This window comes from Rhizobium sp. BR 250, from assembly GCF_047445855.1.
Taxonomy (GTDB): domain Bacteria; phylum Pseudomonadota; class Alphaproteobacteria; order Rhizobiales; family Rhizobiaceae; genus Agrobacterium; species Agrobacterium tumefaciens_I.
In genome coordinates, this window is sequence record NZ_JARWKW010000002.1 from 330,344 (window position 1) to 350,363 (window position 20,020).

Consider the following 20,020-nt stretch of genomic DNA (forward strand, 5'->3'; position numbering starts at 1 on the left):
TCTTTTCTTTTGGGTCGTCTTTTCTTTTTGGAAAGACCTGCGAGATGCAACAGTCTTTCTGTAAATTGCCTTCAACCTGCGACACTGCCGGACGAAAGGGAATGCTGGCAAACGAGGTGTGAATGGCAACGAAGCCGCCATCGAACATGAAGCCGACGCTCGACAAGGATCTCGACAAGATTACCCGTGTCGAAGAAGCGACGCTGCATGTCACCCAGCAGCTTGCCGGCCTTGGCGCGGGGTTCATGTTCGTTGTGCTTGCGGCCGTCTTCGCCGGCGCTTTCGTCACTGGTACAGCTGGCGCCGTCATCATCATCGCCGCCGTTGCCATCGGCGCGTATATGGCCATCAATATTGGCGCGAACGACGTGACGAACAATGTCGGCCCCGCGGTTGGCGCCAAGGCCATGCCGCTTGCCGCCGCGCTTATCGTCGCTGCCATCTGCGAGATCGCGGGCGCGCTGATCACCGGCGGCAATGTCGTCGAAACCATTTCCAGCGGCATCATCAACGTGCAGACCATTCCCGACAGGACCGCATTTTCCTGGGCGATGCTCTCGGCGCTTCTTGCCGCCGGCCTTCTCGTCAACGTCTCGACCTGGACCAGAGCGCCGATTTCCACCACCCATACCGTGGTTGGCGGGGTTGCCGGTGCCGGAATGGCCGCCTATGGGGCGAAAGCGGTCGACTGGCTGTCGCTCGGCAGCATCGCGTTTGCCTGGGTGCTCGCGCCCTTCATCAGTGCCGCCATCGCCATCGCCATCCTTGCATTCATCAAGGAATTCATCATCTACCGCGACGACAAGATCGGCTCCGCCCGGCTTTGGGTTCCGGTTCTGATCGGCCTGATGGCCGGTGTTTTCATGGCCTATCTCATCTGGGTAGGGTTGCATCAGCTCATCCCTGTGTCGCTTGGTTATGCCAGCATCGCAGGGCTGGTGACCGGGCTCGTGGCCTGGCGGATCTGCGTGCCCATTATCCGCAAGCAATCGGTAGGGCTGGATAACCGCAACCAGTCGCTGCGGATCCTGTTTCAGTGGCCGCTGGTTCTTGCTGCCGGATTGATGTCCTTCGCCCATGGCGCAAATGACGTGTCGAACGCCATCGGCCCGGTGGTGGCCATCGTGCGGGCCCTGCATGACGAAGTGGTGCAGACATCCGCCCGCGCGCCTTTATGGGTGATGCTGGTCGGCGCCTTCGGGCTTTCCTGCGGTATTCTCCTTTATGGGCCACGCCTCATCCGCCTCGTCGGCGAGCAGATCACCAAGCTCAATCCGATGCGCGCCTTCTGCGTTTCCGTGGCCACGGCGCTCACCGTTCTCGTCGCCTCGCGCTTCGGCCTGCCGGTCAGCACCACCCATACGGCGATCGGCGCGGTGTTCGGCGTCGGCTTCTTCCGCGAATGGTACACGCAATCGTCACGCCGGCGGCAGGAGCTCGTCCAGTCAGGCGCAGGCCAGGCCCGCCGCACCCGCAAATATCTGGACAATCCTTCCGAGGTCCGCCGCCGCTACCTCGTCCGGCGCTCGCATTTCATGACGATCATCGCGGCCTGGGTCGTCACGGTTCCCGCGAGCGCGACGCTTGCGGCGCTGCTCTACTGGCTCCTGTCCTTCCTCTTTCTCTGACGCTGAAACCGAAAGTCCCATGCGCGCAAATTTCCGGATGCAACGCCTGTTCATCGAAGCCTCCCTCGCCGGGGGCGTGGCGCAGGAAGCGACGAGCGAACAGTTCAACTACCTCGCCAATGTGCTGCGCATGACGGACGGCGCGGAAATCCTGCTGTTCAACGGCCGCGACGGCGAATGGAAAGCGAAACTCTCCTTTCCGAGCCGCAAGAAGATCGTCCTTGTTCCGCTCGAACAGACGCGGCCGCAGCCGGATGCGCCGGATCTGCACTATCTTTTCGCGCCGCTGAAGGTCGGGCGGATGGATTATCTGATACAGAAGGCGGTGGAGATGGGCGCCGGGCTGCTGCAACCGGTGATGACGCAGCATGTTCAGGGCAAGATCCACAATACCGAAAAACTGCGCGCCAATGCCATCGAAGCGGCCGAGCAATGCGGCATTCTGTCTCTGCCCGAGGTGGCAGAACCGGTAAAACTGAAAGACATGCTGGAAACCTGGCCGGCTGATCGTCGCATCATCTATTGCGACGAAGGCGATGCCGGCCAAAATCCGCTGCCGATCCTGCAGGCCATCAAGGAACGCAAAATCGCCCTGCTGGTCGGCCCGGAAGGCGGTTTTTCCGAGGAGGAACGGGAGTTGCTGCGCAGCCTTGCCTTCGTTACCCCTATCCCGCTCGGGCCTCGTATCCTCCGGGCCGATACGGCCGCCGTTGCCGCGCTCGCAGTTATTCAGGCGGCGATCGGCGACTGGAACTGAGGGGCACCATTGCGCTTCATGCATCTTTAAAAGAAATTCATTTGCCACCGGATGCGATCCGGCCCTATCTGCCAATCATATGCCTCGCCGCAACAGAGACGTCATAACAAGGTAAGCCATGGCACGCGACACGACCGACCAGACCCCCCTCTCCTCCGTCACGGAGCTTACCGACTATCTGGCGGGCGGTTGCAGGGCTGAAGCGGATTTCCGCATCGGCACCGAACACGAAAAATTCGCCTTTTTCCGCGAGGATAACAGCCCGGTTCCCTATTTCGGCGAAGCCAGCATTTCAGCACTGCTGAAAGGCATGCAGGAAAAGCTCGGCTGGGAGCCGATCATGGACGGTGAAAACATCATCGGCCTTGGCGAACAGCATGGCATGGGCGCCATCTCCATCGAGCCGGGCGGCCAGTTCGAACTATCCGGCGCGCCGCTCGAAAACCTGCACCAGACCTGCAAGGAATCCAACCAGCATCTGGCGACACTGCGCGAAGTGGCCGAGCCGATGGGCATCCGTTTCCTCGGCATCGGCGGCAGCCCGCTGTGGAGCTATGACGAGACGCCGCGCATGCCGAAATCGCGCTACGCGATCATGACGCGCTATATGCCGAAGGTCGGGACCAAGGGTCTCGACATGATGTACCGCACCTGCACCATCCAGGTTAACCTCGACTTCTCCTCCGAAGCGGATATGCGCCAGAAGATGCGCGTTTCCATGAAGCTGCAATCGCTGGCAACCGCGCTCTTCGCCTCTTCGCCCTTCACCGAGGGCAAGCCGAACGGTCTCCTCTCCTGGCGCGGCGATATCTGGCGAGACACTGACAATCGCCGCTCCGGTGTACTGCCCTTCACCTTCAACGACGATTTTGGCTTCAAGGATTATGTCGAATGGGCGCTCGACGTGCCGATGTATTTCATCGTGCGCGACGGCAAATATCACGATTGCACCCATGTCACTTTCCGGCAGTTCATGAATGGCGCGCTGAAGGGCGAAATCGCCGCATGGGAGCCGACCATGGGCGACTGGACGAACCATCTCTCCACGCTCTTCCCCGATGTGCGCCTGAAGCGTTTCCTCGAAATGCGCGGCGCCGATGGCGGTCCGTGGCGGCGCATCTGCGCCCTGCCCGCCTTCTGGGTCGGCCTTCTTTATGACCAGGAAGCGCTGGACGCTGCCGATGCGCTCACCGCCGGCTGGAGCTTCAATGAGGTCATTGCGCTTCGCGACGCCGTGCCGGCCAAGGGGCTCAATGCCGAGATCGTCGGCAAGCCGCTTCTCGGCATCGCCCGCGAGGTTCTCGACATTTCCCGCACCGGCCTGAAAAACCGCAAGCGGCTGAATGGCGAAGGTCAGGACGAGACCGTGTTCCTGTCATCGCTGGACGAGGTGCTGGCCAAGAAGACCACGCTCGCCGAAGACCTTCTCGCACTCTATAACGGCCGCTGGGGCGGTTCGGTGCTGCCGGTGTTCGAGGAATATCAATATTGAGGCATTGCCGGTAAGCTGCGCCGGCGCAGGGAGTCCGGGCCATAAAAAAGCCCGGCGCGGCCGAGGGGGCCTGACACCGGGCAAAGGCAGGGCTATTGGCAAATCACCCTGCGGGGAAAACCTTGCGGCTGGAAGCCACGTCCGGCAGCTGGAGGTCTGCCGGAGGCGGAATTTCAAAGCGTCTTGAAGCGCGTGACCGCGCGTTTGCGCGCAGCACGGGTGAGATGGGCCGTCGGATCTTCCAACAGGCCGGTATTGAGAGCATCGCTGACATCCGACCGCACCAGACCGATATCGGCAAGAAGGCGGTCATCAAGTTCCGTGAGGCCATTGGCCACGATACGATTGTAGATGCGCTGCACGAACGTTTTAACGCCGGAAACACCGAGGACAGCTGCGCGACGCCAGGCGTCCCCCGGCCGTGCGGTTGCGAGTTCCAGTTCCATTCTCCGTTCTGCCGTGCGCATGATACATATCCTCTCGTAACGGCACGATGCGGCACCGCCCCCGACGCACCACGCGCGAGAAGCTGCCTTGGGTTGGGGGCTCGACGTCTCGTCGGCCCGCGGTTGATACTGATTTGCTGGGTGTCAAAATGTCGCAAGACTATTGATCAGTCCAACGAATGTTTCTAATGTGAGATATCAATCATTCTGATGGATGACCGTCCATGTCCGCACCTCTCGATATAGATCAGCTGCACACCTTCATCGCCATTGTCGATTCTGGCAGTTTCACCAAGGCCGCAGACCGCGTTTTCAAGACGCAATCCGCCGTATCCATGCAGATGCGGCGATTGGAAGAGCGTATCGGCAAACAGCTTTTCGCCAAGGACGGGCGTGGCAACCGCCTGACGGCGGAGGGCGAAAAGCTGATGAATTACGCCCGCCGCATCATCCGTCTCAACAATGAGGCGATTGCGGCCTTCGATGACAACCGGCTGGAAGGCACGCTGCGCATCGGCACACCTGATGATTACGCCGACCGCTACATGCCTGAAATCATCGGGCGCTTCGCCAAGACCCACCCGAATGTCGAGCTTTATATCGTCTGCGAACCTTCGGTCAGTCTTGCCGAAAAAATGGCGCGCGGTGAACTGGATATCGCGCTCGTCACCCATAATCCCCGTGCCCGCTCCTCGGATGTGGTGCGCACGGAGCCGCTCTGCTGGGTCGCCTCCGCCAACCATCCGCTGAAAGACGACGCGCCGGTGCCGCTCGCCGTTGGGCGACGCGATTGCCACTGGCGCCAGCTTGCCTGTTCGGCGCTCGATGCCGACGGGCGGGATTATCAGGTATTGTTCACCAGCTGGTCTTCCACGGTGGTCGCCGCCGCCGTGCTTGCCGGCATGGCCGTCTCGGTGCTGCCGGAATCGGCGCTGCGCACCGGCATGAAGGTTCTGACCGCCGCGGATGGCTTCCCGCCCCTGCCGCCGGTGCAGATCGGGCTGATGAAGCGCCCCGGCCTCTCGCCCTCGCTGGTGAACGCCATTACCGATCACATCACCGCCTGCCTCGACAATATCTCGCCGATGAGCGTTGTCGACGAAATGGACAATGATGTGAAAACCTACCCCAAGATGCCGCGCCTGCGTGCCGGGCATATGCTGCCGGGCTGGTGACCGGGTGGTGGGATGCGGGCGTATGATACGCAAGCATCCGCCGTCACCACGAGTACCGGAGATGATCCGGCACCGCAGACGGAGAAAAGGTTTCCGCCTTTATCGTCAGCCTGAGCCGGCCAAACCAGCTCGCCTTATCGTCCGCCCGCGTGTCCCGCCTATCGTGCCCGCAGCGAGGCGACGGCCAGCAGCGTGTCGCCGCTGATGCCTACCGAGCCGCTGCCATTGAACAGCGCCATGATCGGATTGGTGGTGTTCTGCTTGTCATCATACATGATGGTGAAACGGGCGATCAGTTTCTTGACCTTGTCGGGATCCTGAAAGTCCTTGATGTCGAAATATTTCTTCATCATCGCCACCTGCGTATCGACCGGCGCATTGCCGAGTTCATCGGGAATACTGAAGGTGGTGTTGATGAAATTCTGGATCGCGGTATCGGCAAGAATGGAGTAGTAAGACGTCGTTCCCGTCGCCATGCGCTTGAAATAGAGCGCGAGGCGCACACCGGCATTTTCTTCACCCGCCTGCGTTTCCAGCGTCTGGGTCAGATAATTGTCCAGCGTCTCGTAAAGGCCGCGCCGCGTCTGGATCAGGCTGCGATCCTCGTGAAGAAGGCTGCCATCCGCATTGAAATTGAAGGCGGTGACGAGGCGGCGGAAAACCGGATCCATCTCCTTGTTGACGTAACTTTCGCTATCGTCGAGCTTCGAGGTGAATATTTTCTCGAGCTGTGCCTTAGTCACGCTTTTCGGATCGATGCCGAGCGATTCCATCGCGAACTTCGTCAGGCGATCATTGCCCAGAAACTCCTTGAGCGTCTTGATCTTCTGCATCTCGTCGGTGAAATATTCAGCTTCCTTCTTGGCCGCTTCCTTGTCCTTTTCCGTGCCGAAAGCGGATTTTTTCTTGATATAGTCGGCCGACATGGTCTGCATCTCTATTTCCGACTGCGCCAGAACCGGCGACCCCACCTTGCCGTCGGATGCGAAATTGAAAAGCTCCGCCAGCTTGACGTAGCGCTCGTCTTTCAGGGTATAGACGTAGCTTTTCTTGTCCTGCAGGTCGCTGGTAAGGACCTTGCGGATATCGGCCGGATTCACCTTGGCCGGATCGAGGCCGACGGCTTTCAGCGCATAATTATAGACCGCGCTGCTTTCGAGGAAATCCTTGACCGACGTGACGCTTTTTATGTCGCTCTTGTACAGCTTGATCGCCTTTTCGTCGGCAGCATCGTCCTTGTCATTATAGTGGGTCATGTAGCCGCTGGTGGTGGTCGCGGTCTGTGTCGTCGTCTGGGGTGTTGTACCCGCAGCCAGCGTTCCATCGGTCTGGAAGTTGAACGCATTTCTCAAGGCGAGGTAACGTTTGTCATTCTTGCCAAAGGTAGCGATGTAATTGTTCGGGTCGTTCAGATCGCTGGTCAGGATGTTCTTGATCGTTGCCGTCACGGTGGTCGCGTCGTTCAGGTCAAAGGCAACCTTGATGTAGTTGAGAAGCCGCGTATCCGAGGTCAGTTCGTCCACGGTCTTGATCGAGCCGATCTTCGATTCGAAATAATCCCGGTTCAGCGTGGCGACGGTGGGCGTCACGCGCGGCGCGCTGCTGATATAGGCATCCGTCATGACCTTGAGATTATCCGCCGTCTGCGCCCCGCCGGCGGCCACCGTGCCGTCATTCTTGAATTCGAAGGCGGCGGCAAGCTGCGCCATCTTGTTATATTGCGTGACGGTATTGGACAGCGTCGTCTGCTCCGCCTTGATGGCCGCGAGTTTCGCCGCCCACTCGTCCTTGGGCGGCAGCACCGCCTCAAGCTGGGTGAGCTGATCCTGCCGGGTGACCTTTTCCGCCTCGAGCTTCGTACGCTCCTCGGCCGTCAAGCCGGTGCCTGCCAGCGCAGTGTCGATGGCCGTCACGCGGGCCGTGACCTGCGCATGCAGTTCGATATTGCCCTTCATCGCCAGTTTCTCGACCGCATCATTATAGGCCGCGCCGTATTTCTGGTTGATGTAGCTGTCGGGATCGTCAACCTCGCTCGTCATCAATCCTTTGATATGGGCATAGGAATAGGTCTTCTCATCGATACCGAAGACCTGGAAGATATAGGCGCGGGTCCGGTCGTTGCGCAGCAGCTGGTCCACATTGGTCACCGTGCCGATGATCGCCTTGTAATAACGCGTCTCTTCCGCAAGGCTGTCGTCCAGATTGGTTATCGATGTGTCGTAAAGCCCGATCATCTTGTCGAGCTGGGCTTCCGTCTGGACCGTTTTCGTCGATGAGGTGAAATTGAAGGCGGCTGCGAATTCCCGATACCGTTCGTCGGTCAACTTGTTGGCGAAGCTGTTCTGGTCGTTCAGATCGCTTTCCAGCACCTTTTTCATGAAGGCCTTGGCATAGGTCATCTCGCTGAGACCGAAGGCATCCATGGCATAGGAATAGAGCTGGTAGTTGTTGAGGAAGTCATCGACGCTTTTCACATTGCCGATGTTTTCCTTGTAATATTTCGTCTGCCGTTCGACGATCCCCTGCTGCGATACGCGCGAGATGCTTGTCTTCATATCGCGGTTGATGAGGTCGTAGCTGAGATAAGTCGATACCATCCGAATGCTCCCTGAAACACCGCCTGTCCCGTCAGACACCGCGCGCTCCGGTTTTTGAATCCACATATCGTGCCCCCATCTGGACGCACGGCAAGCCTTGGCATGACTATGCGGGAGACGCCTTGCCCGGAGCTTGAAAGAGCATAATTTCGGCGCGGTGAAAAACCGCATTGTCTCGATCTGCTTTACCTAAGCGAAACCATGCCACAGTGTGTTTTGCTAACCATTTGGGAATGCAAAGTTTTCTTAACCGCGATTTTTAAGCAGTCTCGAACAGGCGGCGGATATTCTCCCGACATCAGAGGACGAAAAGTCCCGATGAGAAGACCGGAAACCGGCTCTCAGGTAAAACAAGGGTAGAATAAACATGACCAAGACCGTTCTGAAGCCCGACTGGGCCGTCGCCACTCTCAGACTCGACCCGGCACGTTTTCCGCAACAGGTCACCTATGGAAAAGGCAATGGCGCGACCGATGTCGCCGTCACTCTCGATGAACGGGGCGCCGTTCTGAGAAAGGTTCTCACCTCTTCCGGCCTGCCTCTGTCCTTCGCTTTGCCAGCCCGCGCCTTCAAGGGTGTCGCCGCCCGCGCCATCGATCATGGCGACGGACAGGTCACCGTGACGCTGGAACTGCACCATGACGATCCGGACCTCTGCGTTCCGCTGCTGGTCGCCCATGATCTCTGCGATATCGCCGCCGACTGGCGCAGCTGGTCCGAGGCCTACCGCATTCCCATGCTGATGGTGGAAGCCGATGGCGTCGCTCGCCCGCTGGAAGAACATCTCGGCAAGGTACGCACCCAGAACAGCCGCCCGCGCCGCCGCCACTCCTATTTCGCGGAGCGCCGCCCGCGCTTCCTCGTTCGCCGCTCCACCGGCTCGCTCGGCATGCGCATGAAGATCGAGGGCAAGGAAATCATCGCCCGCAACTGATCTTCTTCAGTCCAGAACACAAAAAGCCCGGCGCGGATGACGCGGCCGGGCTTTTTCCTATTCCCTGTTCCCGCAGCTTACGCCAGCAGCAACGGCAGGATAAGGCCGGCGAAAATCAGCACGCCGACACGGTTGTTGGATTTGAACAGCACGAGGCATTGGTCGACATCATCGATATCGAGCACCCAGACCTGCCGGAACAGCATGAGGGCGGCGGCGGCCAGACCGCTATAGGCAATGACGTTAACACCCGTCCCCCAGAAGGACAGGAAAATCATGGCAAGGGCTGTGCCATAAAGGAAAACCAGCCAGCGATGTGTGTTTTCCCCAAACAGCAGGGCGGTTGAACCGATGCCCACGGCCGTGTCATCTTCCTTGTCCTGATGGGCGTAGATTGTATCATAACCGATCGTCCAGGCGATGGAGCCGACATAAAGCAGGACAGGCGGCGAGGCGAGAGAACCGAACTGCCCGGCCCAGCCCATCAGCGCACCCCAGGAAAAGGCGAGGCCGAGGAAAAACTGCGGCCAGTTGGTGAAACGCTTGGCAAAGGGATAGATCGCTACAAAGACCAGCGAGGCTATGCCGGTGAGGATCGCGAAACCGTTAAACTGCAGAAGCACGACCAGCCCGGCAAGTGCCTGCAGCACAATGAAGAGCTTGGCTTGCCCGCGGCTCACCCGGCCGGAAGGCAGGGGCCGCGAGCGGGTGCGCGCCACGGCCATGTCGATCTTGTGGTCGGCGAGATCATTATAGGTGCAGCCGGCGCCACGCATCGCCACCGATCCGATGAAGAACAGCACCAGATGCCAGATCAGCGTGCCCCAGGAAAAGCCGCCGCTCACAACCGCCGCATTGGCCGCAAGGGCTGCGGACCAGAAACACGGCCACATCAGCAATTGCCAGCCGATGGGGCGATCCCACCGCGCCAGCTGCGCATAGGGCCAGAGGGACCTCGGCAAAATCCGATAGACCCAGTTATTGGATGGCGCGTCGGAAACGCGGTCTGATAAATCGCTGTGGTGAACCATGGTATGGTTCTACAGCATTGGCGGGAAAATCGGAATGGATTTCAGCACCGGACCATTCAAGCAAAAAGCCCCGCTGCGGCTTCCGCAACGGGGCTTCGCGTGGCCTTGTCGTCTGCCTCTCAGGGCAGAGAGAAATTGAATTTGTAGCTTGCCTGAACACCGATGATGAACTGGTTTTTCGAACCGCGCTCGCGCACCAGCGAACTGTCGGCGGCATCCCCCGTCAGGCGGCGATATTCCGCAAACGAGCCAACTTCCGCGTTTTCGGTGACCTTCCAGGTGATGGCAGCGCCGACGCCGGCGGAATGCAGGCCGCCGCCCGGGCTATAGGGCGATGGCGCGCCGGCGGCCGTCTGGGCCGCGCTCACACCATAATAGCGGTCATTATATTTGCTGCTCACCCATGTCGCGCGCGGACCGGCGGAAATCTGGACGCCAGGGGCGATATCGGTGAAGACATCGGCGTTGAGATCCGCCACCACGCCGCTGTGACTGCGGATACCCTGACGGACTTCGCCGCGAATGCGCAGCCAGTCGGTCGGATAAGCTTCGGCGAAACCGCCAAGCTCGCCGCCGCGCTTGATGCGCGTCATGCCCTTCAGATCGGCCGAATCGCCTTCGTCACGCGGGGAAACCAGCTTGCCGGCGAGACCCATGCTGATCGGGCCATTGTCGAGAAGCGAGATCGAGGCGCTATCGTTGCGCGAGGTGAAACGCGCACCCTGCCCCTGACGGCCGAGCGAAATAATGGGCGAAAAGCCGAATTCATTCTTGTTGTCGCCCTGGTATTTCGGCGCGGTGAAACCCGCACCGCCGAGCTTCAGATACCAGTCGCCGGAAAACCAGCCTTCAGCATGGGCATTGCCCACTGCAAAAAGCGACAGGACACAGGCGGCGACGGCCGCTGATGGCTTGAACATGAAAGAACCCCAGAAACGCAATACAGACAGGTGTCCGTAGAATTAGAGGGATTGTCTTTCCATTCCATTAACCAGAGCGGGAAGAAGGCGCACCGCCACCGAACCTAACCCTCCGTCATGCTCGGGCTTGTCCCGAGCATCTGCTACCGACCAACTTTCCGCGACGTGGATAGATCCTCGGGACAAGCCCGAGGATGACGGCGAGATTGCGGATAGGTTCGTCAAGACTCCACGGAGCAGTCGCCCGTCAGAACGCCACCTTCTCCAGCGGCGCACGCGTCTTCTCGAACTCCAGCAGCTTCGCTTCGTTCTGCGCAATGTAGTCGCGATTATGCGGCACGGCATCGCGATCCTTGGCGAGCTGGATCTGGAAAATATGGAAGTTTTCGTGGGTGAAGGCCATTTCCGACCCCGCCAGATAAAACTCCCACATACGGAAGAAGCGTTCGTCGTAAAGTGCTATCGCTTCCGCCTTGCGCGCCACGAAACGTTCCCGCCAGTGCCGGAGCGTGTGGGCATAATGCATGGGCAGGATTTCGATATCCTTCACCAGCAGCCGCGATTTTTCGATCGCCGGCAGCACCTCGGCGAGCGAGGGAATGTAGCCGCCGGGGAAAATATATTTTTCGATGAAGGGATTGGTCGCCAGCGCCGGGTGGGGCTGGCCGATGGAATGCAGCACCATCACGCCCTTCTCGTCCAGCACCTCCGCCACCTTGTCGAAATAATCGCGATAATGGGTCGGCCCGACATGTTCGAACATGCCGACGGAGACGATGCGGTCATATTTCTTCGAGGCCGGCAGATACCGGTAATCCTGCAATTCGAAGCGGACATTGCCGGCAAGCCCGCGTTTTGCCGCGCGGTCGCGGGAAACGCGAAGCTGTTCTTCGCTGAGCGTGATGCCGGTCACGTCGGCACCCACGCTTTCGGCAATATACATCGCCATGCCGCCCCAGCCGGAGCCGATTTCCAGAACGCTCTGGCCCGGCTCGGTCATCAGCTTGGCGGCAATGTGCCGCTTTTTCGCAGCCTGCGCCTCATAGAGGCTGATGCCCGGCGGATTGAAATAGGCGCAGGAATATTGCCAGTCCTCATCGAGGAAGAGATCGAACAGCTTGGCGCTCAGATCATAATGATGGGCGACATTGCTTTTGTTGTGATTGACCGGCAGACGCATCTTGATGCGGGCAGCGATGATGCGGGCCATGCCACGCCAGATCATGCCGAAGGACAAAGCCTCGCTCAGCGTATTGCTTTTGACCAGCGCCAGAAAATCGTAAATATCGCCTTCCGCGATCTTCGCCCGGCCTTCCATATACATTTCAGCGAGCTTGAGCGCCGGATCGGCGGCAATCTCCTGCATGGCGGCTTCGTCCGTGAAATTCAGAACCACCTTTTTTCCCGTGCCGTTGCCGAATGTACGGCTGCCGCCCGGGCTGTTGACGGTGAGATCACCGATCTTGATTATCTTTTCGAGAAGAACATGCAGAGACGACGCCATGGCACCCCCAATTGCTAAGTCTCACTTATCAATTTTGCTGACCGTATTCCTTTCAGCACAAGTTGCAAGATAGTCTTATTTCAAAAAAATTGAACGATTTCATCAAGCAAAAAGCCCCGCCGGAGTATCCGGCGGGGCTTTTTGGTAAAAAAACATTTCAACCATAGGTCAGCGTCGCTTCATGGCTTCGGCCAAAGCAGCGGCGAGGGCACCACCGGATTGCGACCCCTCGTTGCGCTCTTTCGGCTTGGCTGTGGCATGGCGCATGGCGCCCGCATTGTTCTTTTCGCGCATCGGCTGCGGCGCGGCCTCGCCGCCATCCTTGCGCATGGTCAGCCCGATGCGCTTGCGCTTCACATCCACTTCCACGACTCGCACCTTGACCACATCGCCCGCCTTGACGACCTCATGCGGGTCCTTCACGAAACGGTCGGCGAGCTGCGAAACATGCACCAGGCCATCCTGATGTACGCCGATATCCACGAAAGCGCCGAAGGCCGCGACATTGGTGACGGTGCCTTCCAGAAGCATGCCGGGTTTCAGATCGGTGATCTCATCCACACCATCGGCAAAAGTCGCGGTCTTGAAGCTCGGGCGCGGGTCGCGGCCGGGTTTTTCCAGTTCGGCGATGATGTCTTTGACGGTCGGCAGGCCGAATTGTTCGTCGATGAAGCGCTTCGGATCAAGCGCCTTCAGCGCGGCGCTGTCACCCATCAGCGAGCGCAGATCACGGCCGCATGCGGCGACGATCTTCTTGGCCACGCCATAGGCTTCCGGGTGCACCGAAGAGGCATCCAGCGGTTCCTTGCCGTTCGGAATACGCAGGAAGCCGGCGCATTGTTCGAAGGTACGCTGGCCAAGACGCGGCACCTTCAGCAATTCCTTGCGGCTGGCGAAAGGACCGGTCTGGTCGCGATGGGCAACGATGGCATCGGCAATCGAGCTGCCAAGACCGGACACCCGCGCCAGAAGCGGCGACGAGGCCGTGTTGAGATCGACACCGACGGCATTCACCGCGTCTTCCACGACGGCATCGAGCGAGCGGCTGAGGCGGCCCTGATCGACATCGTGCTGGTATTGCCCAACACCGATGGATTTCGGCTCGATCTTCACCAGTTCCGCCAGCGGATCCTGAAGACGACGGGCGATGGAGACAGCACCGCGCAGCGACACGTCGAGATTGGGGAATTCGGCCGCCGCCCGTTCCGAAGCGGAATAGACCGATGCACCGGCTTCCGAGACGATGACCTTGGTGGGCTTTGCGCCGGAAGCGGGAAGCTGTGCGAGAAGATCGGCGACCAGCTTTTCCGTCTCGCGGCTGCCCGTGCCGTTGCCGATGGCGATCAGCTCGACATTGTGTTTGCGAATGAGCGAGGCGAGTTCGGCCTGCGTGCCGCGAACATCGTTCTTCGGCGGGAAGGGATAAACCGTGCTCGTATCCAGCAGCTTGCCGGTGCCGTCGACGATCGCGACCTTGACGCCGGTGCGGATACCGGGATCGAGACCCATGGTGGCGCGGGAACCGGCGGGGGCGGCCAGCAGCAGATCCTTCAGATTGCGGGCGAAGACATGGATCGCCTCTTCTTCCGCCCGCTCGCGCAGTTCGCGCATCAGATCAAGCGAAAGCGACATGGAAAGCTTCACGCGCCAGGTCCAGCCCGCCACCTCCATCAGCCATTGATCGGCGGGGCCCGCATTACGGATATCGAAGGCGGCAGCAATGGTGCGCTGCGACGGCTTGACCGGCGAGGGATCGTCCGCATCGACGTCGATCGTCAGCGTCAGCACTTCCTCGTTCCAGCCGCGCAGCATGGCGAGCGCGCGGTGGCCCGGCACCGTTGCCCAGCGTTCGGAGTGGTCGAAATAATCCGAAAACTTCTCGCCCGTCGCCTGCTTGCCATCCACGACCTTGGCGCGGAAGGTGGCGTTCTGGCGCATGTAATCACGCAGGCGGCCGAGAAGATCGGCATTTTCCGTCATGGTTTCGGCAACGATGTCGCGCGCGCCCTCGAGCGCCGCCTTCACATCGGCCACCTCACCCTGGATATAGCTTTCCGCCAGCTTTGCCGGATCGGCGCCGCGGTTTTCCCAGATGGCTTCGGCAAGCGGACCGAGACCGCGTTCACGAGCGATTTCGGCACGGGTGCGGCGCTTTGGTTTATAGGGCAGATAAAGGTCTTCCAGCTCCGCCTTGGTGCCCGCCTGCATGATTTTGACCATCAGCTCGTCGGACATCTTGCCCTGGCCGGTGATGGAATCGACAATGGAGGCCCGGCGCGCGTTGAGTTCGCGCAGGTAGACAAGGCGTTCCGAGAGCGTGCGAAGCTGGGTATCGTCCAGCCCTCCGGTCACTTCCTTGCGGTAACGGGCGATGAAGGGAACGGTTGCGCCCTCGTCCAGCAACGCCACCGCGGCCTTCACCTGATCGGGACGGGCGTTGATTTCGGCGGCGATGAGCGATGCGAGGCGGGCATTGTCTGTGGTCATGGGGTTCTCTGCTGTCACGTCTGGAGCGGCGAACATAATGTCTGATTGTGGCGTGACAACAAGAGGCGGGAACGATTCCACAGGAAAGGCTGACTTCAAGGGAAAGACAGGCATTTACGGCGCTTTCTCCTTGACCTTTCGCCCCCCTGCCCTTAACGCCCGTGCCACAAGGTTACTGGCGAATTTGCAGGGGTATTGACCATGAAAGTTCTGTTGATCGGTTCCGGCGGACGCGAACATGCGCTGGCGTGGAAAATCGCCCAGTCTCCCCTCATCGATGAGCTTTATGCCGCACCCGGCAATCCCGGCATCGCCGAGCACGCGACACTCGTTTCGCTTGACGTGGAAGATCATGCTGCCGTCATCGCTTTTGCGAAGGAGAAAGCAATCGACTTCGTCGTCATCGGCCCGGAAGCGCCACTGGTTGCGGGGCTGGCGGATGATCTGCGGGCCGCCGGCATCGCCACTTTCGGACCTTCGAAAGCCGCAGCTCAGCTTGAGGGCTCAAAGGGTTTCACCAAGGATCTCTGCGCCCGTTACGATATCCCGACCGGCGCTTACCAGCGCTTCAAATCCGCTGAACCAGCCAAGGACTATGTCCGTGCACAGGGTGCGCCGATCGTCATCAAGGCCGACGGGCTTGCCGCCGGCAAGGGCGTGACCGTTGCCATGACGGAAGCCGAAGCGCTGGCCGCCATCGACGACTGTTTCGACGGTGCGTTTGGTGCAGCCGGCGCCGAAGTGGTTGTGGAGGCCTTTCTCGATGGCGAGGAAGCGAGCTTCTTCTGCCTTTCCGACGGCAAGACCGCGCTGGCGCTCGCCACCGCGCAGGATCACAAGCGCGTCGGCGATGGCGATACCGGCCCGAACACCGGCGGCATGGGCGCCTATTCCCCTGCCCCTGTCATGACGCCCGCCATGGTGGAGCGCACCATGAAGGAAATCATCGAGCCGACGATTGCCGGCATGGCCAAGGACGGCAATCCCTTCTCCGGCGTATTTTTCGCCGGCCTGATGATTACCGCCAAGGGTCCGGAACTGATCGAATATAACGTGCGTTTCGGCGATCCCGAATGCCAGGTGCTGATGATGCGCCTGAAGAGCGATCTGCTGCCGATCCTCTATGCCACCGCCACCGGCACGCTGGACAAGGTTCAGGCGGAATGGCGCGATGATGCGGCGCTGACCGTCGTTCTCGCCTCCAGGGGATATCCCGGCGCTTATGACAAGAATACGCCGATCGCGCATATTCCCGATGCCAGTGAGGAGGCGAAGGTTTTCCACGCCGGAACCGCGCTGAAGGACGGCAAACTTGTCGCAACCGGCGGCCGTGTGCTGAACGTCACCGCCTTCGGAAAGACCGTGACGGAGGCGCAGGCGCGCGCCTATGCGCTGTTGGACAAGGTGGAATGGGAAAACGGTTTCTGCCGCCGCGATATTGGCTGGCAGGCTGTGGCGCGCGAAAAGGCGTGATCTGCAAAGCAAACGGGTTCGAACGACGATTTCGTTCAATTTTTACCAAGTTTGCTGACCCGATGGAAACGAAAGACCGCTAATCTTCGCCTGAACATTGAATGGCGCACCGTGTCTCAATCACGGATTTGCGCCGTCACTTCGGGGGTTTTCGATGCGTCGTCTTTTTCTGACAGCGATTGTCGCGCTGACCGGCGGGTCGGCCATGGCGTCTTCCATCGAATATATCAACGGCGTGCATTTGAGCAATGGCAGCTTCATCCGGCATGATTGCGCAGGCTGCCAGCCCCTTAAGGAAAAACCCGCGACACAGGGTTATGCCATTCCCTCCATCCAGCCCGGCACCCAGCACACGGAAATGCGCGAAGTGGATGGCAAGCGCACGCTGATGCGCACGGAAGCATGGCTCGGCGGCGCACCCGTCACCTTCCTCAGCACCAATCCCGCATGGATGCCGGGAGAAACCGCAATCGCCACCCATGACAAGGCAGAACCCGAGGTGACGCCTGCTGAAACGGTATCGGCGCCGGCCGGCATCGACCTGACGACGACCACGGCAGCCGTCAAGAAGATCTCCGTGGAGAATTCTGCCGGACCGACCAGCGCCTCCGCCGTTTCCGCGCCCGCCTTCCCGGATTTCAAACTGCGCGGTAACTGACCGGCGGGTGACGCTTTTCATGACGAATGTCAAATAATCGCGCCGCCGCTGCATTTCCAAAAACCAAAACAACCATTCGGCGAAGAATAGATTCCCCGATCATTATTCCGCCTGCCGAAGCTGATAAAGCTTTTACTAATTAAATATTTCTTCAAATTTTTGGCCGCTAAGTGCGTTCATGGTGCGATGCAGCACAATATGCGGCCGGAGCGGTTGCCCGCTTTTCAGGCCCTTCACCGCGCATAAGGCGCCCTGTCCCATTTCCGAAACTTCGGCAGCGCGCGGCTTTTTCCGGCTCGCGACGCAAAACGCTTGTGAGCGCCCATGAAGAATCTTTCCATTTCCCGTCAACTGATCGTGCTCGTGGTGGCCCTGATGGCCGCTTTCGCCGTGGCGACCTTCTATCAGCTGAAATCCGCCACCGACGCGATCTATGAGGAGCGTTACGGCATGCTGCGCACGCAGGTGCAATCTGCCATTTCCATCCTGCAATCCTTCCATGACAAGGAAAAGGCCGGGACGCTTTCACGCGACGAGGCCATGAAACAGGCTTACGCCACCGTCAGCGCCATCCGCTTTACCCCGGACGGCTATCTCTTCGGTTACGACTACGACGTGACGATGAAGTTCCATCCCGATGCGAAACGGGTCGGCGAAAGCTTCAAGGGCAAGCCGGACAGCAAGGGCTTCGCTTATCGCGACGAGCTGGTGCGGCTTGGCCGCAATGGCGGCGGCCAGACGGATTTTTACGGCCCGAAGCCCGGCATGGAAGGCAATGACTACGCCAAGAGTTCCTATGCCCTTGCCTTCGAACCCTGGCAGGTGGTGGTCGTGACCGGCGTTTATATCGATGATCTGAACGCGCAGGTCCGCGGCGAGGTGATGAAGGCGCTGTCGATCGGCGCCGCCATCTTCGTGCTGGCGCTTGCCGCCGCCTTTTACGTCATCCGTGGCATTTCGAAACCGCTTGGCGATATTCACCGTGCCCTCGGTGAAGTAGCCAATGAAAATGTCGCCCTCACCATTCCCCATACCGGCCTGACGAACGAAGTGGGCATGATGGCTAAGGCCACCGCCTCGCTTCAGGACAAGGTGCGCGAGCGCCACGCCATGCAGCGCCGCGAGGAAGAACAGCAGCGGCAGCTCAATGCCGAGCGCCAGAACAATCTCGACATGCAGCGTGACGAGGCCGCATTGCAGGCACGCGTCGTGACCACCATCGGCGAGGCACTGGAAAAGCTGGCGGGCGGCGATCTGACCGTGCGTTGTGGCGATCTCGGCAACCGTTATGCGGCGCTGCGCGACAACTTCAACGAGGCGCTGACCCATCTTGACGCCGCCATGGCCAAGGTGAATTCCAAGAGCATCGACATTGGCGGCTCCAAGGAAGAAATCCGCAAGGCTTCCAACGAGCTTTCGCAGCGCACCGAACGGCAGGCCGCCAATCTGGAAGAGACGTCCGCAGCGCTTGACGAGCTGACGGTTGCCGTGCGCCAGACGGCGGAAGGTGCTGCGGATGCCGCCAAGCGTGTCACCACCGTCAGCTCGGAAGCCATGCGCAGCGACCGGGTGGTGGAAGAGGCGATTACCGCGATGAGCGGCATCGAACAATCCTCCGACCAGATTTCCAACATCATCGGCGTGATCGACGACATCGCCTTCCAGACCAACCTTCTGGCGCTGAATGCCGGCGTGGAAGCGGCGCGTGCCGGGGAAGCTGGCAAGGGTTTTGCCGTGGTGGCGCAGGAAGTGCGCGAACTGGCGCAAAAATCCGCCGCCGCCGCCAAGGAGATCAAGGACCAAATCGCCCGCTCTTCCGCCCAGGTAGAAAACGGCGTGCGCCTTGTCGGCGAAGCCGGCGACGCACTGAAACGCATCTCGGACCAGATCAAATCCGCCAACGAAATCGTCAGCAAGATCGCCCATTCGGCCGCCGAACAGGATACGACGCTGCGCTCGATCTCGTCTTCGCTCAACCAGCTCGACGTCGCCACCCAGCACAATGCCGCCATGGCGGAAGAAACCACGGCATCGGCCGAAGCGCTGGCAGTCGACACCGAAGAGCTGCTGAACCTCATCCGCGGCTTCCGCGTCTCTTCCGGCCACCAGCTGCATGATGTGGTGCGCGAGATGCGGATGGCGGGGTGATATGCTCCGAGGCTATCGATGAAGAACAGCGCCGGGGGAAACTCCGGCGCTTTTTGTTTCAACGTGTCAGCGCGTCCAGTCGGTCGATATCGGCCGGGGAAAAGACCGCAATACCGGCTTTTTCGAGCAACGCCGAGGTCACGCCATTGCCCGCGTGTTTGATGCCGGAGAACGAACCGTCATAGATCGCGACTGATCCGCATGACGGACTGCCGTCGATCAGCAGCGCGTGGGTACAGGCATGGGCCCTGGCGAAGGCCAGCGCCTTTTCCGCACCGGCGATAAATTGGGCCGTGACATCGCCGCCGGTCACCTCCAGCACGCGGGCGCGGCCCTCCAGCACATCAAGGCCAGAAGCCCCGTTTTCTATCTCCGCCGGCGGACGCGGGACAGGCATGCCGCCGGCCATTTCCGGGCAGATCGTTACCAGCCTGCCCTCCTTCCGCCAGCGTTCGATTGCCGGGTGAGTTAGAGGTTTTCCCTTGCCGTCGTAGCGGACGCGCTGGCCGAGGAGGCAGGCGCTGATGAGGATTTTGGGGGGCGTATGAGTCAATCTAAAACGAGTCCGGCAAGCATGGAAGCCGAAATACCCCCTCTGCCCTGCCGGGCATCTCCCCCACAAGGGGGAGATCGGCAAGCGGGACACTCCCCGCCAAATCCTTAACGTTGAAGATGATTGAACGGTCACAACGATTCGATCTCCCCCCTTGTGGGGGAGATGTCCGGCAGGACAGAGGGGGGTGAAACCCAGCATTCTGCAATGCCCCTTT

The 20,020-nt window shown here is 60.0% G+C and carries 15 protein-coding genes; 8 read left to right on the forward strand and 7 right to left on the reverse strand.

Annotation, left to right across the window (positions count from 1 at the left end):
* Positions 1 to 122: 122 nt before the first annotated feature.
* The 3 genes from QD336_RS04680 (at position 123) to QD336_RS04690 (ending at position 3,877) form a co-directional block, all read left to right on the forward strand.
* Positions 123 to 1,628: an inorganic phosphate transporter gene (locus QD336_RS04680; protein ID WP_269342120.1), complete on the forward strand. Its 1,506-nt coding sequence runs from the start codon at positions 123 to 125 to the stop codon at positions 1,626 to 1,628.
* Between the two features lie 19 nt (positions 1,629 to 1,647).
* Complete coding sequence (locus QD336_RS04685; RefSeq protein WP_499169588.1) at positions 1,648 to 2,385, forward strand: 16S rRNA (uracil(1498)-N(3))-methyltransferase; 738 nt, start codon at positions 1,648 to 1,650, stop codon at positions 2,383 to 2,385.
* 118 nt (positions 2,386 to 2,503) lie between these two features.
* Positions 2,504 to 3,877, forward strand: coding sequence for a glutamate--cysteine ligase (locus QD336_RS04690; protein WP_499169589.1), 1,374 nt, complete (start codon positions 2,504 to 2,506; stop codon positions 3,875 to 3,877).
* 173 nt (positions 3,878 to 4,050) lie between these two features.
* On the opposite strand, the gene QD336_RS04695 is transcribed toward QD336_RS04690, so the two are convergent.
* Positions 4,051 to 4,344: a YjiS-like domain-containing protein gene (locus QD336_RS04695; RefSeq protein ID WP_269342114.1), complete on the reverse strand. Its 294-nt coding sequence runs from the start codon at positions 4,342 to 4,344 to the stop codon at positions 4,051 to 4,053.
* A gap of 203 nt (positions 4,345 to 4,547) precedes the next feature.
* Here QD336_RS04695 and QD336_RS04700 point away from each other — a divergent pair, with 203 nt between their 5' ends.
* Positions 4,548 to 5,498, forward strand: coding sequence for a LysR substrate-binding domain-containing protein (locus QD336_RS04700; protein WP_269342113.1), 951 nt, complete (start codon positions 4,548 to 4,550; stop codon positions 5,496 to 5,498).
* 158 nt (positions 5,499 to 5,656) lie between these two features.
* On the opposite strand, the gene QD336_RS04705 is transcribed toward QD336_RS04700, so the two are convergent.
* Positions 5,657 to 8,095: a DUF1217 domain-containing protein gene (locus QD336_RS04705; protein WP_499169591.1), complete on the reverse strand. Its 2,439-nt coding sequence runs from the start codon at positions 8,093 to 8,095 to the stop codon at positions 5,657 to 5,659.
* A gap of 367 nt (positions 8,096 to 8,462) precedes the next feature.
* On the opposite strand from QD336_RS04705, the gene QD336_RS04710 reads away from it, so the two are divergent.
* Positions 8,463 to 9,029: a DUF6101 family protein gene (locus QD336_RS04710; protein WP_269342108.1), complete on the forward strand. Its 567-nt coding sequence runs from the start codon at positions 8,463 to 8,465 to the stop codon at positions 9,027 to 9,029.
* A 77-nt stretch (positions 9,030 to 9,106) separates the two neighbouring features.
* Here the strand turns inward: QD336_RS04710 and ubiA are convergent, their stop codons facing one another.
* From ubiA to QD336_RS04730, 4 genes are all read right to left on the reverse strand, one after another.
* Positions 9,107 to 10,060: a 4-hydroxybenzoate octaprenyltransferase gene (ubiA, locus tag QD336_RS04715; RefSeq protein ID WP_499169593.1), complete on the reverse strand. Its 954-nt coding sequence runs from the start codon at positions 10,058 to 10,060 to the stop codon at positions 9,107 to 9,109.
* Positions 10,061 to 10,179: 119 nt separating this feature from the next.
* Entirely contained in the window at positions 10,180 to 10,980 is an 801-nt protein-coding gene (locus QD336_RS04720; RefSeq protein ID WP_269342105.1) for a MipA/OmpV family protein, read from the reverse strand.
* A 247-nt stretch (positions 10,981 to 11,227) separates the two neighbouring features.
* On the reverse strand, positions 11,228 to 12,484 hold the full coding sequence (locus QD336_RS04725) for a cyclopropane fatty acid synthase (protein ID WP_499169594.1): 1,257 nt from the start codon (positions 12,482 to 12,484) through the stop codon (positions 11,228 to 11,230).
* 168 nt (positions 12,485 to 12,652) lie between these two features.
* A complete protein-coding gene (locus tag QD336_RS04730) occupies positions 12,653 to 14,971 on the reverse strand; it encodes a Tex family protein (protein ID WP_499169596.1) in 2,319 nt (772 codons plus the stop codon).
* A gap of 201 nt (positions 14,972 to 15,172) precedes the next feature.
* On the opposite strand from QD336_RS04730, the gene purD reads away from it, so the two are divergent.
* The 3 genes from purD (at position 15,173) to QD336_RS04745 (ending at position 19,250) form a co-directional block, all read left to right on the forward strand.
* Positions 15,173 to 16,444, forward strand: a complete 1,272-nt coding sequence (gene purD / locus QD336_RS04735; RefSeq protein WP_499169597.1) for a phosphoribosylamine--glycine ligase — start codon at positions 15,173 to 15,175, stop codon at positions 16,442 to 16,444.
* Between the two features lie 154 nt (positions 16,445 to 16,598).
* Positions 16,599 to 17,102 (forward strand): plant virulence effector HPE1-like domain-containing protein, encoded by a 504-nt coding sequence (locus tag QD336_RS04740; protein ID WP_499169599.1) that lies wholly within the window; start codon positions 16,599 to 16,601, stop codon positions 17,100 to 17,102.
* Between the two features lie 324 nt (positions 17,103 to 17,426).
* On the forward strand, positions 17,427 to 19,250 hold the full coding sequence (locus QD336_RS04745) for a methyl-accepting chemotaxis protein (protein ID WP_269342096.1): 1,824 nt from the start codon (positions 17,427 to 17,429) through the stop codon (positions 19,248 to 19,250).
* 58 nt (positions 19,251 to 19,308) lie between these two features.
* On the opposite strand, the gene QD336_RS04750 is transcribed toward QD336_RS04745, so the two are convergent.
* Complete coding sequence (locus QD336_RS04750; RefSeq protein WP_499169601.1) at positions 19,309 to 19,803, reverse strand: 2-thiouracil desulfurase family protein; 495 nt, start codon at positions 19,801 to 19,803, stop codon at positions 19,309 to 19,311.
* Positions 19,804 to 20,020 lie beyond the last annotated feature (217 nt).

What these genes read in the sequence shown, in the direction of transcription:
- QD336_RS04740 (WP_499169599.1), top strand. Translation starts at nt 16,599, where the DNA reads ATGCGTCGTCTTTTTCTGACAGCGATTGTCGCGCTGACCGGCGGGTCG.
- purD (WP_499169597.1), top strand. Translation starts at nt 15,173, where the DNA reads ATGAAAGTTCTGTTGATCGGTTCCGGCGGACGCGAACATGCGCTGGCG.
- ubiA (WP_499169593.1), bottom strand. Translation starts at nt 10,060, where the DNA reads ATGGTTCACCACAGCGATTTATCAGACCGCGTTTCCGACGCGCCATCC.
- QD336_RS04685 (WP_499169588.1), top strand. Translation starts at nt 1,648, where the DNA reads ATGCGCGCAAATTTCCGGATGCAACGCCTGTTCATCGAAGCCTCCCTC.
- QD336_RS04705 (WP_499169591.1), bottom strand. Translation starts at nt 8,095, where the DNA reads ATGGTATCGACTTATCTCAGCTACGACCTCATCAACCGCGATATGAAG.
- QD336_RS04720 (WP_269342105.1), bottom strand. Translation starts at nt 10,980, where the DNA reads ATGTTCAAGCCATCAGCGGCCGTCGCCGCCTGTGTCCTGTCGCTTTTT.
- QD336_RS04690 (WP_499169589.1), top strand. Translation starts at nt 2,504, where the DNA reads ATGGCACGCGACACGACCGACCAGACCCCCCTCTCCTCCGTCACGGAG.
- QD336_RS04745 (WP_269342096.1), top strand. Translation starts at nt 17,427, where the DNA reads ATGAAGAATCTTTCCATTTCCCGTCAACTGATCGTGCTCGTGGTGGCC.
- QD336_RS04700 (WP_269342113.1), top strand. Translation starts at nt 4,548, where the DNA reads ATGTCCGCACCTCTCGATATAGATCAGCTGCACACCTTCATCGCCATT.
- QD336_RS04710 (WP_269342108.1), top strand. Translation starts at nt 8,463, where the DNA reads ATGACCAAGACCGTTCTGAAGCCCGACTGGGCCGTCGCCACTCTCAGA.
- QD336_RS04695 (WP_269342114.1), bottom strand. Translation starts at nt 4,344, where the DNA reads ATGCGCACGGCAGAACGGAGAATGGAACTGGAACTCGCAACCGCACGG.
- QD336_RS04680 (WP_269342120.1), top strand. Translation starts at nt 123, where the DNA reads ATGGCAACGAAGCCGCCATCGAACATGAAGCCGACGCTCGACAAGGAT.
- QD336_RS04730 (WP_499169596.1), bottom strand. Translation starts at nt 14,971, where the DNA reads ATGACCACAGACAATGCCCGCCTCGCATCGCTCATCGCCGCCGAAATC.
- QD336_RS04725 (WP_499169594.1), bottom strand. Translation starts at nt 12,484, where the DNA reads ATGGCGTCGTCTCTGCATGTTCTTCTCGAAAAGATAATCAAGATCGGT.